The 14,147-nt window shown below is 48.0% G+C and carries 29 protein-coding genes; all 29 read left to right on the top strand.

Annotated features, from left to right (window positions below; genetic code table 11):
• Positions 1–14: 14 nt before the first annotated feature.
• The 29 genes from rplD (at position 15) to T488_RS0102055 (ending at position 14,145) form a co-directional block, all read left to right on the top strand.
• Positions 15–638: a 50S ribosomal protein L4 gene (gene rplD / locus T488_RS0102195; protein WP_028519373.1), complete on the top strand. Its 624-nt coding sequence runs from the start codon at positions 15–17 to the stop codon at positions 636–638.
• Positions 638–931: a 50S ribosomal protein L23 gene (rplW, locus tag T488_RS0102190; protein WP_028519372.1), complete on the top strand. Its 294-nt coding sequence runs from the start codon at positions 638–640 to the stop codon at positions 929–931. The genes rplD and rplW overlap by 1 nt, the downstream gene beginning before the upstream one ends.
• 74 nt (positions 932–1,005) lie before the next feature.
• Positions 1,006–1,839, top strand: a complete 834-nt coding sequence (gene rplB, locus T488_RS0102185; RefSeq protein WP_028519371.1) for a 50S ribosomal protein L2 — start codon at positions 1,006–1,008, stop codon at positions 1,837–1,839.
• Between the two features lie 22 nt (positions 1,840–1,861).
• Complete coding sequence (gene rpsS, locus T488_RS0102180; RefSeq protein ID WP_009984992.1) at positions 1,862–2,146, top strand: 30S ribosomal protein S19; 285 nt, start codon at positions 1,862–1,864, stop codon at positions 2,144–2,146.
• A 20-nt stretch (positions 2,147–2,166) separates the two neighbouring features.
• A complete protein-coding gene (rplV, locus tag T488_RS0102175) occupies positions 2,167–2,502 on the top strand; it encodes a 50S ribosomal protein L22 (RefSeq protein ID WP_019680104.1) in 336 nt (111 codons plus the stop codon).
• Positions 2,503–2,521: 19 nt separating this feature from the next.
• Positions 2,522–3,310, top strand: coding sequence for a 30S ribosomal protein S3 (gene rpsC, locus T488_RS0102170; protein ID WP_028519370.1), 789 nt, complete (start codon positions 2,522–2,524; stop codon positions 3,308–3,310).
• Positions 3,310–3,735, top strand: a complete 426-nt coding sequence (gene rplP, locus T488_RS0102165) for a 50S ribosomal protein L16 (RefSeq protein WP_019680106.1) — start codon at positions 3,310–3,312, stop codon at positions 3,733–3,735. Before rpsC ends, rplP begins: the two co-directional genes overlap by 1 nt.
• Positions 3,735–3,935 carry a 50S ribosomal protein L29 gene (rpmC, locus tag T488_RS0102160; RefSeq protein ID WP_019680107.1) on the top strand — a complete coding sequence of 67 codons (201 nt, stop codon included), beginning with the start codon at positions 3,735–3,737 and terminating at the stop codon, positions 3,933–3,935. Before rplP ends, rpmC begins: the two co-directional genes overlap by 1 nt.
• Before the next feature lie 19 nt (positions 3,936–3,954).
• On the top strand, positions 3,955–4,215 hold the full coding sequence (rpsQ, locus tag T488_RS0102155) for a 30S ribosomal protein S17 (protein ID WP_019680108.1): 261 nt from the start codon (positions 3,955–3,957) through the stop codon (positions 4,213–4,215).
• A 39-nt stretch (positions 4,216–4,254) separates the two neighbouring features.
• Positions 4,255–4,623 carry a 50S ribosomal protein L14 gene (gene rplN / locus T488_RS0102150; RefSeq protein WP_028519369.1) on the top strand — a complete coding sequence of 123 codons (369 nt, stop codon included), beginning with the start codon at positions 4,255–4,257 and terminating at the stop codon, positions 4,621–4,623.
• Between the two features lie 18 nt (positions 4,624–4,641).
• Positions 4,642–4,983, top strand: coding sequence for a 50S ribosomal protein L24 (gene rplX, locus T488_RS0102145; RefSeq protein WP_028519368.1), 342 nt, complete (start codon positions 4,642–4,644; stop codon positions 4,981–4,983).
• An 18-nt stretch (positions 4,984–5,001) separates the two neighbouring features.
• Positions 5,002–5,541 carry a 50S ribosomal protein L5 gene (gene rplE / locus T488_RS0102140; RefSeq protein WP_028519367.1) on the top strand — a complete coding sequence of 180 codons (540 nt, stop codon included), beginning with the start codon at positions 5,002–5,004 and terminating at the stop codon, positions 5,539–5,541.
• Positions 5,542–5,557: 16 nt separating this feature from the next.
• Positions 5,558–5,743 (top strand): type Z 30S ribosomal protein S14, encoded by a 186-nt coding sequence (locus T488_RS0102135; protein WP_009984979.1) that lies wholly within the window; start codon positions 5,558–5,560, stop codon positions 5,741–5,743.
• A 24-nt stretch (positions 5,744–5,767) separates the two neighbouring features.
• Positions 5,768–6,166 carry a 30S ribosomal protein S8 gene (rpsH, locus tag T488_RS0102130; RefSeq protein WP_019680111.1) on the top strand — a complete coding sequence of 133 codons (399 nt, stop codon included), beginning with the start codon at positions 5,768–5,770 and terminating at the stop codon, positions 6,164–6,166.
• A gap of 14 nt (positions 6,167–6,180) precedes the next feature.
• Positions 6,181–6,726 (top strand): 50S ribosomal protein L6, encoded by a 546-nt coding sequence (gene rplF / locus T488_RS0102125; protein WP_028519366.1) that lies wholly within the window; start codon positions 6,181–6,183, stop codon positions 6,724–6,726.
• Between the two features lie 19 nt (positions 6,727–6,745).
• Complete coding sequence (rplR, locus tag T488_RS0102120) at positions 6,746–7,105, top strand: 50S ribosomal protein L18 (protein ID WP_024860940.1); 360 nt, start codon at positions 6,746–6,748, stop codon at positions 7,103–7,105.
• Between the two features lie 15 nt (positions 7,106–7,120).
• Positions 7,121–7,621 carry a 30S ribosomal protein S5 gene (gene rpsE / locus T488_RS0102115; protein ID WP_028519365.1) on the top strand — a complete coding sequence of 167 codons (501 nt, stop codon included), beginning with the start codon at positions 7,121–7,123 and terminating at the stop codon, positions 7,619–7,621.
• Between the two features lie 14 nt (positions 7,622–7,635).
• On the top strand, positions 7,636–7,812 hold the full coding sequence (gene rpmD / locus T488_RS0102110) for a 50S ribosomal protein L30 (protein WP_019680115.1): 177 nt from the start codon (positions 7,636–7,638) through the stop codon (positions 7,810–7,812).
• Between the two features lie 18 nt (positions 7,813–7,830).
• A complete protein-coding gene (rplO, locus tag T488_RS0102105; protein WP_028519364.1) occupies positions 7,831–8,271 on the top strand; it encodes a 50S ribosomal protein L15 in 441 nt (146 codons plus the stop codon).
• 1 nt (position 8,272) lies between these two features.
• Positions 8,273–9,610, top strand: a complete 1,338-nt coding sequence (gene secY / locus T488_RS0102100) for a preprotein translocase subunit SecY (protein ID WP_028519363.1) — start codon at positions 8,273–8,275, stop codon at positions 9,608–9,610.
• Positions 9,611–9,626: 16 nt separating this feature from the next.
• Positions 9,627–10,265 (top strand): adenylate kinase, encoded by a 639-nt coding sequence (locus T488_RS0102095; protein ID WP_028519362.1) that lies wholly within the window; start codon positions 9,627–9,629, stop codon positions 10,263–10,265.
• Positions 10,265–11,017 carry a type I methionyl aminopeptidase gene (gene map / locus T488_RS0102090; RefSeq protein WP_028519361.1) on the top strand — a complete coding sequence of 251 codons (753 nt, stop codon included), beginning with the start codon at positions 10,265–10,267 and terminating at the stop codon, positions 11,015–11,017. The genes T488_RS0102095 and map overlap by 1 nt, the downstream gene beginning before the upstream one ends.
• A 23-nt stretch (positions 11,018–11,040) precedes the next feature.
• Positions 11,041–11,274 (top strand): KOW domain-containing RNA-binding protein, encoded by a 234-nt coding sequence (locus tag T488_RS0102085; RefSeq protein ID WP_242838291.1) that lies wholly within the window; start codon positions 11,041–11,043, stop codon positions 11,272–11,274.
• Positions 11,275–11,289: 15 nt separating this feature from the next.
• Positions 11,290–11,508 (top strand): translation initiation factor IF-1, encoded by a 219-nt coding sequence (infA, locus tag T488_RS0102080; protein ID WP_009984966.1) that lies wholly within the window; start codon positions 11,290–11,292, stop codon positions 11,506–11,508.
• A 48-nt stretch (positions 11,509–11,556) separates the two neighbouring features.
• On the top strand, positions 11,557–11,670 hold the full coding sequence (rpmJ, locus tag T488_RS0102075) for a 50S ribosomal protein L36 (RefSeq protein WP_009984964.1): 114 nt from the start codon (positions 11,557–11,559) through the stop codon (positions 11,668–11,670).
• A 34-nt stretch (positions 11,671–11,704) separates the two neighbouring features.
• Complete coding sequence (gene rpsM / locus T488_RS0102070) at positions 11,705–12,073, top strand: 30S ribosomal protein S13 (RefSeq protein ID WP_028519359.1); 369 nt, start codon at positions 11,705–11,707, stop codon at positions 12,071–12,073.
• A gap of 14 nt (positions 12,074–12,087) precedes the next feature.
• On the top strand, positions 12,088–12,492 hold the full coding sequence (rpsK, locus tag T488_RS0102065) for a 30S ribosomal protein S11 (protein WP_024860931.1): 405 nt from the start codon (positions 12,088–12,090) through the stop codon (positions 12,490–12,492).
• Positions 12,493–12,513: 21 nt separating this feature from the next.
• On the top strand, positions 12,514–13,113 hold the full coding sequence (gene rpsD / locus T488_RS0102060; RefSeq protein ID WP_028519358.1) for a 30S ribosomal protein S4: 600 nt from the start codon (positions 12,514–12,516) through the stop codon (positions 13,111–13,113).
• 66 nt (positions 13,114–13,179) lie between these two features.
• The gene (locus tag T488_RS0102055; protein WP_019680123.1) at positions 13,180–14,145 is read left to right on the top strand and encodes a DNA-directed RNA polymerase subunit alpha; all 966 of its coding nucleotides are present in this window, start codon (positions 13,180–13,182) and stop codon (positions 14,143–14,145) included.
• Positions 14,146–14,147: the final 2 nt, after the last annotated feature.

Below are 14,147 nucleotides of genomic sequence, written 5' to 3'. Positions count from 1 at the left end.
AGGAGGAAGCGTAAATGTCTACAATTTCAGTTTTTGATATGACAGGTAAGCAGGTTTCCGAGACAGAGCTCAACGACGAAGTTTTCGGAATCACTCCCAACGAAGGCGTTATGCACGCTGCAGTTGTTAATTACCTTGCAAACCAGAGACAGGGTACACAGTCCACACTTACAAGAACAGAAGTAAGCGGCGGCGGAAGAAAGCCCTGGAGACAGAAGGGTACAGGCCATGCAAGACAGGGTTCGACCCGTGCTCCTCAGTGGGTACACGGCGGAATCGCTCTCGGCCCCAAGCCCAGAGATTACAGATATTCCCTTAACAAGAAGGTAAAGAGACTCGCAATGAAGTCTGCGCTTTCTGCTAAGGTTCTCGACAACAACATGATCGTTCTTGACGCTCTCACACTTGACGAGTACAAGACAAAGACAGTTGTTGAAATGCTCAAGGCTCTCGGCGTTGAGGGCAAGGCTCTCATCGTAACAGCAGAGGCTGACGCAAAGGTAGTAAAGAGCGCAGCTAACATCCCCGGTGTTAAGACTGCTGCTGTAAATACTCTTAATGTTTACGACATACTCAACTACGATAAGTTCATCGTTGTTAAGAATGCCGTTGGAAAGATCGAGGAGGTGTACGCATAATGAAAGCAGCTCAGGACATCATTCTGAAGCCCGTTATCACTGAGAAGTCAATGGATGAGCTCCAGAACGGAAAGTACACCTTTAAGGTTGCTAAGGACGCTAACAAGTCCGAGATAAAGAAGGCTGTAGAGCAGCTCTTCGGCGTAGAGGTTGCAAAGGTAAACACTATGAACTGCAACGGCCGCTCCAAGAGAGTTGGCAGATTCGCCGGCAAGACATCTGACTGGAAGAAGGCTATCATCACTCTTACAGAGGATTCAAAGTCTATCGAGTTCTTCGAGGGTATGGTTTGATCCCTACATTAATATAAGTCAGAAAGTATGGGAGTAATGCTCCCGCAAAAAATGCATTAAAGGAGAAAGTTAAAATGGCTATTAAAACATATAAGCCTACGACACCTTCGAGACGTCAGATGACTGTAACTGACTACTCGGTCCTGTCAAAGGTTGAGCCGGAGAAGAGCCTTCTCGAACCCATGAAGAAGAAGTCGGGAAGAAACAGCTACGGCCGTATAACAGTTCGCCACAGAGGCGGCGGTAACAGAAGAAAGTACCGTGTAATCGACTTCAAGAGAGACAAGGACGATATGATCGCTGTTGTTCAGACTCTTGAGTACGATCCTAACAGAAGCGCATTCATCGCTCTCGTTCAGTACGAGGACGGAGAGAAGAGATATATCCTCGCTCCCAACGGCCTCAAGGTAGGCGACAAGATCGAGTCAGGTTCCGAGGCTGATATCAAGCCCGGCAACGCACTCAAGCTCGCTGATATCCCCGTTGGTACATTCATCCACGCTATAGAGCTTTATCCCGGCAAGGGCGCTCAGCTCGTAAGAAGCGCAGGCAACCAGGCTCAGCTCATGGGCAAAGAGGACAACTACGCTCTTATCAGACTTCCTTCCGGCGAGATGAGAAAGGTTCCGATCGGATGCAAGGCTGCAATCGGTCAGGTTTCCAACATCGATCACGAGAACGTTAACTATGGTAAGGCAGGCCGTGTAAGAAACATGGGCTGGAGACCTACAGTTCGCGGTTCTGTAATGAACCCCTGCGATCACCCCCACGGTGGTGGTGAAGGTAAGTCACCTGTCGGCCGTCCCGGACCTGTTACCCCCTGGGGCAAGCCCGCACTCGGCTACAAGACTCGTAAGAAGCATCACAGAACTGATAAGTTCATCGTAAAGCGCCGCAACGGCAAGTAATCTGAAAGGAGGAACTGATTAAATGAGCAGAAGCATTAAGAAGGGACCTTATGTCCAGGAAGTTCTCCTGAAGAGGGTCGTTGCAATGAATGAAGCAGGTGAGAAGAAGGTCCTCAAGACATGGAGCCGTTCTTCAACAATATTCCCTGACTTTGTAGGTCACACATTTGCTGTACATGACGGTCGTAAGCACGTTCCGGTATATGTAACAGAGGATATGGTAGGTCACAAGCTCGGTGAGTTTGCTCCTACAAGAACTTACAAGGGCCACGCAGGCTCAAAGACATCCAACAACGGTAAGAAATAAGCGGAAGGAGGAGCTCAGAGATGGAAGCAAGAGCTTATTTAAGAAATGCTCGTATATCACCCAGAAAGGTGCAGATTGTTCTGGATCTTATCAGAAACAAGCCTGTTGATCTCGCTTTAGCTACTTTAGATCTTACTCCTAAGGCTGCAAGCCCTATCGTTGCAAAGCTTGTTAAGTCCGCTCAGGCAAACGCTGAAAACAACTTCAGCATGGATAAGGATAATCTCGTAGTTTCCGAGTGCTTCGTAACACCCGGTCCTATCATGAAGAGAATCATGCCGAGAGCACAGGGCAGAGCATATAGAATTTTAAAGAGAACATCACACATCACAGTTGTTCTTAAAGAAAAAGAATAATCCCAAGGAGGTTTGAAGAATGGGCCAGAAAGTTAATCCGCACGGTCTTCGTGTCGGCGTTATAAAGGATTGGGATTCTCGCTGGTATGCAAATAAGTCTGATTTCGGCAACACTCTCGTAGAGGATTACAACGTTCGTAACTTCATCAAGAAGAGCCTGTATGCTGCAGGTGTTCCCAGAATCGAGATCGAGCGTTTTGCTGATAAGGTTAGAATCCACATCCACTGCGCTAAGCCCGGTATCGTTATCGGAAGAGGCGGCGCAGAGATCGAGAAGCTCAGAGCACAGCTCGAGAAGATGATGAACAAGCAGGTTCTCGTCAACATTATTGAAGTAAAGCAGCCCGATATGGACAGCCAGCTCGTAGCAGAGAAGATCGCTCTCGACCTTGAGAACAGAGTATCATTCAGAAGAGCTATGAAGCAGTCTATCGGCAGAACAATGCGTCTTGGCGCAAAGGGTATCAAGGTCAAGGTTTCAGGCAGACTTGCCGGTGCCGAGATCGCAAGAAGCGAGAGCTACCACGAGGGTACTATCCCGCTCCAGACTATCCGTGCTGACATCGACTACGGTTTCGCAGAGGCTGATACAACCTACGGCAAGCTTGGCGTAAAGGTTTGGATCTACAAGGGCGAAGTTCTCAAGGGCGACGCTGCAAAGGCAGCTGCTCAGAGAGAAAAGATCGAGCGCAAGAACGATACAAGAAATAATGACAGACGCCGCCGTGACGACAGACGTGACGGCAACAGAAGAGGCGGAAACAGAAATTTCAATCGTGACGCTAAAAGAGAAGGAGGTAATCAGTAATGCTGCTTCCGAAGAGAGTTAAGTACCGCAGAGTCCACAGAGGACGTCTGAAGGGTAAGGCATACAGAGGAAATAAGGTAACTTACGGTGATTACGGTCTTCAGGCACTTGAGCCTGCTTGGATCACATCCAACCAGATCGAGTCTGCCCGTATCGCAATGACCCGTTACATCAAGAGAGGCGGTCAGGTTTGGATCAAGATCTTCCCTGACAAGCCCATCACAGAGAAGCCCGCTGAAACACGAATGGGTTCAGGTAAGGGTTCACCCGAGTACTGGGTAGCAGTAGTTAAGCCCGGCAGAGTTCTCTTTGAGATCAAGGGCGTAGCTGAGGAAACTGCAAGAGAAGCTATGCGTCTCGCTATGCACAAGCTTCCTATCAAGTGTAAGTTCGTAACAAAGGCAGAGCAGGAGGTTGAGCAGTAATGAAGGCATCGGAAATCAGAGAAATGTCAGTTGATGAGCTCAACGAGAAGCTCGCCAGCCTCAAGGAGGAGCTCTTCGCTCTTCGTTTTCAGCTGGCTATAAATCAGCTTGATAATACAGCTCGTCTCAAGGCTGTAAAGAAGGATATTGCACGCATCAAGACATCTCTGCGTGAGGCAGAGCTTGCTGCACAGCAGTAAGAAAGGGAGGATTTAGCTAATGTCTACTGAGAGAAACCTTAGAAAAACAAGAGTAGGTAAGGTTGTAAGCGATAAGATGGATAAAACCGTCGTAGTTGCTATCGTTGATAACGTTAAACACCCGCTTTATAAGAAGATCATCAAGCGTACCGTTAAGCTTAAGGCTCACGATGAAAACAATGAGTGCAGGATCGGTGACCGCGTTGAGGTTATGGAAACACGTCCGCTTTCCAAGGATAAGAGATGGCGTGTGACAAATATCATTGAAAAGGCTAAGTAATTTTGATAGAAGCTTAAAGCTTGAAAGGAGGAACTCGCTGTGATACAGATGCAGACTTATCTTAAAGTCGCTGATAACACTGGCGCTAAGGAGCTTATGTGTATCAGAGTTCTGGGAGGTACACGCAGAAGATATGCAAATATCGGCGATGTCGTAGTTGCTTCAGTTAAGAAAGCAACACCCGGAGGCGTTGTAAAGAAGGGCGATGTTGTAAAGGCAGTTATCGTTCGTTCAGCAAAGGGTCTCAGAAGAGAGGACGGTACTTACATCCGCTTCGATGAGAACGCTGCTGTTATTATTAAGGAAGACAAGAACCCCAGGGGAACCCGTATCTTCGGGCCCGTTGCTAAGGAGCTCCGTGAAAAGGAGTATACAAAGATCCTCAGCCTCGCTCCTGAAGTTCTTTAATGGAGGTGTCATTCGATTATGAGTAAAGTACACGTTAAAACCGGTGACACTGTAATCCTTCTCACCGGCAAGTACGAGGATAAATTCGACAGCAAGGGCGACAGAAAGACCGGTAAGGTCGTAGAGGTAAGCCCTAAGGAAGATAAGGTCATCGTTGAGGGCATCAACATGATCACAAAGCACGTTAAGCCTACAAGAATGGGCGAAAAGGGCGGCATCATCAGAACAGAGGCTCCCGTATACGCCAGCAAGGTACAGCTTGTTTGCCCCAAGTGCGGCAAGGCTACAAGAATCGGCCACGTTGTAGAGGACGGCAAGAAGCTCCGCGTTTGCAAGAAGTGCGGAAAGTCTTTTGAATAATAGTAAAGGAGAAACGACATGGCAAGTTTAAAGGATTTTTATGTTAGCGACGTTGCTCCTGCACTTATGAAGAAGTTCGGCTATAAGAGCGTAATGCAGATCCCCAAGCTCGACAAGGTTGTAATCAATGTCGGCGCAGGTGAAGCAAAGGACAACGCAAAGGTCATCGACGCCATCATGACCGATCTCGCAGCTATCACAGGTCAGAAGCCTGTAGTGTGCAGAGCTAAGAAGTCAGTTGCAAACTTCAAGCTCCGTGAGGGTATGCCTATCGGCGTTAAAGTTACTCTCAGAGGCGAAAGAATGTATGAATTCGTAAATAAGCTCTTCAACGTTGCGTTCCCCCGCGTTCGTGACTTCAGAGGAATAAGCGCAAATTCATTCGATGGCAAGGGCAACTATTCAACAGGTATCAAGGAACAGCTCATCTTCCCTGAGATCGAGTACGACAAGATCGACAAGGTAAGAGGTATGGATATCAACTTCATCACAACAGCACAGACTGATGAAGAAGCTCGTGAGCTCCTTTCACTTCTGGGTGCTCCATTCATCAAGTAATCAGGGAGGAAAAGAAATGGCTAAGAAGGCAATGATCAATAAGCAGCAGAGAACTCCCAAGTATTCCACAAGAGCTTACAACAGATGTAAGATCTGTGGCAGACCGCACGCATATCTCAGAAAGTTCGGCATCTGCCGTATCTGTTTCAGAGAGCTTGCACACGACGGTCAGATTCCTGGTGTTAAAAAGGCAAGCTGGTAAAATACAAGAAGGAGGTCATTCGGCATGCAGATAACTGATACAATCGCTGATCTTTTAACAAGAATTCGCAATGCGAATACTGCTAAGCACGCCACTGTTGACGTTCCCGCTTCAAGAGTAAAGAAGGACATCACACAGATCCTCGTAGACGAGGGCTATGTAAAGGGCTTCCAGCTCATCGAAGACGGAAAGCAGGGTGTTATCAGGATCACGCTTAAATACGGCGACAACAAGTCTCCCGTTATAACCGGACTCAGAAGAGTTTCAAAGCCCGGTCTGCGTATCTACTCAAGCTGCGCAGATATGCCTAAGGTAAGAAAAGGCCTTGGTATTGCAATCGTTTCAACTTCAAAGGGAATCGTAACCGACAAGAAGGCAAGAGAGCTCAACGTCGGCGGCGAGGTCCTCGCATACATCTGGTAAGGAGGATATCGATCATGTCAAGAATCGGTAAAATGCCTATAAGCGTTCCTGCAGGTGTAGAAGTAAAGAATGAGAACAATCTTCTCACTGTAAAGGGACCTAAGGGTGAGCTTAAGAGACAGTTCAGCCCTGAGCTCGGCATAGAGGTCGAGAACGGCACTATAACAGTTACAAGACCCAGCGACGACAAGCGTCATCGCTCACTTCACGGTCTTACAAGAACACTTATCAACAACATGGTTGAGGGTGTAACAAACGGATATTCCAAGACTCTCGAGATCGAGGGTGTCGGCTACCGTGCTGCAAAGAGCGGCAACAAGGTAAATCTTAACCTTGGCTTCTCACATCCTGTTGTACTTGAGGAAACAGACGCTATCAAGCTCGAAGTTCCCCAGCCCAACAAGATCATCGTAAGCGGTATCGACAAGCAGGCTGTAGGTCAGTTTGCAGCTGAGATTCGCGAAAAGCGTCCCCCTGAGCCTTACAAGGGCAAGGGCATCAGATACGAAGGCGAGCATATCATCCGCAAGGAAGGTAAGGCCGGTAAGGGCAAGAAGTAATTAAAAGGAGCAAATTGCTATGATTAAGAAATTTGACAGCAATAAGGCAAGATTAAAGAGACACCGCAGAGTTCGTGCAAAGATCTCAGGAACTCCCGAGCGTCCCCGTCTCAATGTGTTCCGTTCAACAAAGCACATCTATGCTCAGCTCATCGATGATGTAAACGGTGTTACTCTTGCTTCTGCATCAAGTATGGATAAGGGCTTTGAGGGCAACGGCGGCAACGTTGAGGGTGCCCGCAAGGTCGGCGAGATGATCGCTAAGAACGCAGCTGATAAGGGAATCAGCGAAGTAGTTTTCGACAGAGGCGGCTACCTCTACCACGGCAGAGTCAAGGAACTCGCAGAGGGTGCCCGTGAAAACGGATTAAAGTTCTAAGAGGGAGGTAAAACAATGGCTAATATTGAAACACAGGCTCCTGAGTTCGTTGAGAAGGTCGTAGCTATCAACCGTGTATCAAAGACAGTTAAGGGCGGACGCATCATGAAGTTCTCCGCACTGGTAGTTGTCGGCGACGGTAACGGAACAGTAGGCTTCGGTCTCGGAAAGTCAGGAGAAGTTCCCGATGCAATCCGTAAGGGCATCGAGGACGCAAAGAAGAACCTTGTAAAGGTTTCTCTCAAGGGTACTACTATCCCTCATGAAATCGTTGGCGCATTCGGCGCAGGCAGAGTTCTCATGAAGCCCGCTGCACCCGGTACCGGCGTTATCGCAGGCGGTCCTGTCCGTGCCGTGATCGAAGTTGCAGGCATCAAGGACATCAGAACAAAGTCACTGCGTTCAAATAACCCCTGCAATGTAGTAAGAGCTACAATCGACGGCCTCGTAAACTGCACTTCCGCTAAGGATGTTGCTGCTAAGAGAGGAAAGTCCGTTAAGGAAATATTAGGTTAAGGAGGCAGTAAGAAATGGCAAAGAATATCAAGCTCGTAAAGAGTCTCATTGGTAGAAAGCAGGACCAGATCGCTACTGCTCAGTCACTTGGCCTCAAGAAGGTCGGAGATGTTACAACACAGCCCGACAATGAGCAGACAAACGGAAAAATCAAGAAGATCTCACACCTCGTTGAGGTTACAGAAGCGTAAACAAGGAGGTGCAACGGTATGAAGATACATGAATTAACACCTGCGCTCGATTCAAACAAGGCTGTAAAGCGTATAGGCAGAGGCCACGGTTCGGGCAACGGCAAGACAGCAGGCAAGGGCCATAAGGGTCAGAATGCCCGCAGCGGCGGCGGCGTAAGGATCGGCTTTGAAGGCGGTCAGATGCCCCTCGCAAGAAGAATCCCTAAGAGAGGCTTCAATAACATCTTTGCAACAAAGTATGCTATCGTTAACGTATCCGATCTTAACAAGTTCAAGGACGGCACAGTAGTAGACACAGAGCTTCTCGTGGCTTCGGGTCTCGTTAAGAAGGTTTATGACGGAGTAAAGATCCTCGGAAACGGAGAGCTTTCCGCTAAGTTAACTGTAAAGGCTGCTAAATTCTCACAGAGCGCTATCGAAAAAATAGAAAAGGCTGGCGGGAAAGCAGAGGTGATGTAATGTGTTTCAGACCTTGAGAAAGGCATGGGGCGTCCCCGAGATCAGAAAAAAGATCTTATACACATTATTCATGATCATCCTGTTCAGATTCGGCTGCGCAGTAGCAGTTCCTTATCTGAATTCCGATGTCGTAAAGACATGGATGGATACAAAGGCTTCCGACGGAGGCTTCCTGGACTATATGAACACCATCACCGGTGGTGCTATGTCTCAGGCTACTATGTTTTCACTTTCGATCACACCATTCATCAACGCTTCCATCATCATGCAGCTGCTGACTTATGCACTGCCTCCTCTCGAGCGTATGCGCGATGAGGGCGAAGAGGGAAGAAAGAAGATTGACAAGATCACAGCATTCGTTGCTATGGTCCTCGCAGTAGTAATGTCCTACGGATATTATCTCATACTCAAGCGTATGAACGTTGATGCTGAGGACGGCGGAGTGCTCCACGCACTCAAGTACAGCAGCGGCGGAGAGGGCGCTTTCGCAGCCTTCGTTATCATCGCTTGCTTCGTAGCAGGTGCTCTCATCGTTGTATGGATGGGTAACAGGATCAGCGATAAGGGTATCGGAAACGGTATCTCTGTGCTCCTCTTTGCAGGTATCGCAGCAAGATTCCCCACCGACGCAGCCCTTCTCGTAAAGCTCACTAAGGATAACCCCAGCAAGTACCTCTTCGTATCACTGGGCTATCTCTTATTCATAATCGCGGAGATCGCTTTCATTGTCTTCATGAACGAGGCAGAAAGACGTATCCCGATCCAGTATGCTAAGCGCGTAGTCGGCAGAAAGCAGTACGGCGGACAGAAGACACATATCCCGATAAAGGTCATCATGAGCGGCGTTATGCCTATCATCTTCGCTATGTCGTTTATGTCTCTTCCCCAGACCATCCAGCTGTTCGCAGGAGAGCCTACAAAGACAAGCGGTTTCTATTACCACTTCTGTAAGTTCTTCAGCACAAGAAACTGGAGCTATGCAGCTATCTACTTCCTGCTCATCATTGCGTTCAACTACTTCTACGTTTCGATCCAGTACAACCCTGTTGAGATCGCTAACAATCTCCGTCAGTCAAACGGCGGTATCCCCGGTATCAGACCCGGTAAGCCCACTTCCGATTATATCCAGAGAGTCCTCAACAAGATCTCTCTCGTGGGTGCGATCTTCCTGGGTATCATCGCTGTTATCCCGATCTTCATCTCGATGGCAGACGATCAGCTCAGATCACTTTCAATGGGCGGTACTACGATCCTTATCGCAGTAAGCGTTGCGCTTGAAACTACAAGAACACTTGAATCACATCTTATGATGCGTCATCATAAGGGCTTCTTACAGTAAAGGAGGACCGACACATATGAACCTTATCTTTTTAGGCGCCCCCGGCGCAGGCAAGGGTACTCAGGCAGAGGTTGTTTCCGACGCTCTGAATATTCCTCAGATCTCTACAGGCAATATCCTCCGCGAAGCCGCCAAGAACGGCACAGAGTACGGCCTTAAGGCTAAGGCTGCTATGGACGCGGGTGCTCTCGTATCAGACGATATCGTTATCGGTATCCTGAAGGAGAGGATCGCTGAGGACGACTGCAAAAACGGTTTCATCCTCGACGGTTTCCCGAGAACGGTCCCTCAGGCAGAGGCTCTTGACAAAATGAACATCCAGATCGATAAGGTTATCGAGATCAGCGTTCCCGATGAGACTATCAAACAGAGAGTCTCGGGCAGAAGAGTCTGCCAGGGATGCGGAGCTTCCTACCATATCGAATACAAGCCTACAAAGGTCGAGGGTGTTTGCGATAAGTGCGGCGACAAGACTATCGTTCGTAAGGACGATCAGCCCGAAGTCGTTCTCGACAGACTTGCAACTTATCACGAAAAAACAGCTCCTCTCAAGGACTATTACGAGAAGCAGGGCAAGCTTGTCACTGTTATCGGTCAGGAAGAGGTCGCTGATACTTCTAAGCTCACTCTGCAGGCAGTAGGAGTAGAGAAGTAATGAGCATAACTATCAAATCAAAGTCCGAATTAGCCATAATGCGTGAAGCAGGTAGGATTACCTGCGGCGCAATATGGTATGCGGGCGAAAGATTAAGAGCAGGAATGTCAACACTTGACGTTGACAAGCTGGTCGGCGAGTATTATGCCCGCCACGGCGTGAAGTCCTGCTTCAAAGGCCTTTACGGATTTCCCGGGAACGCTTGTATCTCGGTAAACGAGGAGATAATCCACGGTATCCCCAAGGCAAGCCACAGACTTAGAGAAGGCGATATAGTAAGCATCGACACCGGAGCTGCGTACAAGGGCTTCAACGGAGACAGCTGCTGGACCTTCCCTGTTGGCAAAATTTCTGATGAAGCTAAAGCATTGCTTGAGGTTACGGAGCAAAGCCTTTACGAGGGCATAGCTCAGGCTCAGGTTGGCGCAAGAGTCGGAGATATTTCTCATGCTGTTGAAGAGTACTGTGCTTCACGAGGCTACGGAATCGTAAGAAATTACTGCGGCCACGGAATCGGCAGAGAAGTTCATGAATCACCCGAAGTACCGAACTGGGGTAAGGCAGGTCACGGACCCAGACTGGTTGCGGGTATGACCATCTGCATCGAGCCCATGATAAATATCAAGGGAGACGACGTCAAAGTCATGAAGGACAACTGGACAGTCGTTACAAAAAGTGGTTCACTTTCAGCTCACTTTGAGCATATGATCGCAATAACTCCTGACGGTCCCGTTATATTGACACAGCCCTGACGGAGGACAACATTGTGAAGCTGATGAAAGGCTCTGTTGTAAGAGCGGAGGCGGGACGAGACGGCGGAGGCTTCTTCGCAGTAGTCGGTACCGATGAAAAATATTGCTTTATCGCAGACGGCAGGAGCAGAAAGCTCTCAAGCCCCAAGCGCAAGAATATAAAGCATATCCGCGTTACAGACAGTATGATCGATCTAAACGATATAACTGATAAAAAACTCAGGAACGCTCTGAAGCAGTTCGGAAGCGCTGAGTAAAGGAGGTTATTCAAAGTGTCAAAAGAAGATGTAATCGAGGTTGAGGGCGTTGTAACCGACGCTCTGCCAAATGCAATGTTTAAGGTTCAGCTTGAGAACGGACACGAGGTATTATCCCACGTTTCGGGCAAGCTCAGAATGAATTATATCAGAATCGTACCCGGTGACAAGGTAAAGCTTGAAATGTCACCATACGACCTGTCAAAGGGCCGTATAACATGGCGCGTTAAGTAATAATACAGGATATTAATTATCCGCTATCCGCTAAAGGAGGTATTTTCAATGAAAGTCAGACCTTCAGTAAAACCTATTTGCGAAAAGTGCAAGGTTATTAAACGTAAAGGCAGAATCATGGTGATCTGCGAAAACCCAAAGCATAAGCAGCGTCAGGGCTGATCCCCGAGCGCATTAATGGAGGTGCAATTATAATATGGCAAGAATAGCCGGTGTTGACCTTCCCAAGAATAAGAGAATCGAAATCGGTCTCACTTATATCTACGGAATCGGTCGTCAGACTGCAACAAATATCCTCGCAGCAACAGGCGTTGACCCTGACATAAGAGTCAAGGATCTCGCTGAAGAGGATGTAGCTAAGCTTCGTGATTATATCGATGAGCATTACACAGTTGAGGGTGACCTCCGCCGTGAAGTTGCTCTTAACATCAAGAGACTTGTTGAAATAGGCTGCTACAGAGGCGTTCGTCACCGTAAGGGTCTCCCCGTAAGAGGACAGAGAACAAAGACAAACGCAAGAACCCGCAAGGGCCCTGTAAAGACTATCGCTAACAAGAAGAAGTAAGGAGGTCATGAGCTTTGGCACAGCAGAAGGGTAAAAAAGTTACTACTGTCAGAAGACGTAGAGAACGTAAGAATATCGAAAGCGGCGCTGTTCATATCCAGTCCACTTTCAATAACACGATCGTTACGATCACAGATACAGCCGGAAACGCTATCTCTTGGGCAAGCGCAGGCGAACTCGGCTTCAGAGGCTCAAAGAAGTCAACTCCTTTCGCAGCACAGACTGCTGCTGAGACAGCTGCAAAGGCTGCTATGGAGCACGGCCTCAAGAATGTTGAAGTATACGTAAAGGGACCCGGTGCAGGTCGTGAAGCAGCTATCAGAGCACTTCAGACTGTAGGCCTTGAGGTAAGAATGATCAAGGATGTAACACCTATCCCGCACAATGGCTGCCGTCCGCCTAAGAGACGTCGTGTCTGATCAAATTGGAGGTGTATTAAAATGGCAGTACAGAAGGAACCAATTCTTAAGAAGTGCAGATATCTGGGCATCAGCCCCGCTGTTATGGGCGTTTCCAAGAAGGAGTCAATCCGTTTCAAGAACGCAAACAACAGAAAGAAGATCTCTGAATACGGTCTTCAGCTGAAAGAAAAGCAGAAGCTGAAGTTCATCTACGGCGTACTCGAAAAGCAGTTCAGACACTACTTTGCGATCGCTGAGAAGATGGAGGGTAAGGCCGGTGATAACCTTATCACTTGTCTCGAATCCAGACTCGACAGTGTTGTATACAGAATGGGCCTGGCTCTCACAAGAAGAGAAGCAAGACAGCTCGTTGTACACAGCCACTATACAGTAAACGGCAAGAAGGTAAACATTCCTTCCTATAGAGTTAAGGTTGGCGACGTTATCGCCCTCAGAGAAAAGGACAGAACTTCCGAGAAGTTCAAGGCTACAGTAGAAGAGACCAAGGACAGACTCGTTCCTGTATGGCTCACAGCTAACAAGGATGACTTCTCCGCTACAGTAAATCGTCTTCCCTCAGCTGAGGATATTGACTACGAGGTAGCTACTCACCTCATCGTCGAGCTGTACTCCAAGTAATCAAAGGGATCTACTTGAAGCGTCAGTATTCGAAATCAACATTAATTGCGAAATAGGAGGGTTTTTATGCTGGAAAAAATTAATAAGCCTGATATTGAGATCGTCGAGCTTAAAAGTGACGGCAAATACGGCAAATTCGTTTTAGCACCGCTGGAGCGTGGATACGGTATTACACTTGGAAACAGCCTCAGACGTGTGCTGCTCTCCTCACTTCCGGGTGTGGCTGTAACATCTGTAAAGCTTTCGGGCAAGGATGGTACAGTACACCATGAGTTGTCAACTATTCCGGGCGTAAAAGAAGACGTTACCGAAATAATCCTCAGTATTAAAGGACTGACGGCTAAGCTTTACGGCGAAGGCCCTAAGACAGTATATATAGAGGCAGAGGGCGAATGTGAAATTACTGCCGGCGATATAAAAACCGACTCTGAGGTGAATATCCTCGACCCCGGTATGCACATCGCTACACTGGGTAAGGACGCAAAGCTCTATATGGAGATCACCATCGACAGAGGAAGAGGCTACGTTTCCGCAGAAAGAAACAAGAAGCAGATCAACCTCCCCGTTGACGTTATCGCCGTAGACAGCATCTATACTCCTGTTCTTAAGGTGAATTACACCGTAGAGGATACACGACTCGGTCAGGTCACCGACTATGATAAGCTTACCATGGAGGTATGGACAGACGGTACCATCTCCGCTAAGGAAGCTTTATCACAGGCAGCCAATCTCCTCAACGAGCATCTGAAGCTGTTCATCGACCTCTCAGAAGAGGCAGGACTGGCTGAGGTCCTTGTTGAAAAGGATGAGAAGGGTAAGGAAAAAATCCTTGAGATGACCATTGAGGATCTTGACTTATCTGTACGTTCCTTCAATTGTCTGAAGCGTGCAGGTATCAATACCGTAGATGACTTGATCAATAAGTCTGAGGAAGAAATGATGAAGGTTAGAAACCTTGGAAAGAAGTCCTTCGATGAGGTCAAGGAGAAGCTCCAGTCACTGGGCTTTGACCTCTCCTCTGAAGAGGAATAAAC

Source organism: Ruminococcus flavefaciens ND2009 (assembly GCF_000621785.1).
In the GTDB taxonomy this organism is placed as follows: Bacteria; Bacillota; Clostridia; order Oscillospirales; family Ruminococcaceae; genus Ruminococcus; species Ruminococcus flavefaciens_C.
Note: the sequence above shows the minus strand (reverse complement) of the source record. Positions and strands in the feature narration are given on the sequence as shown.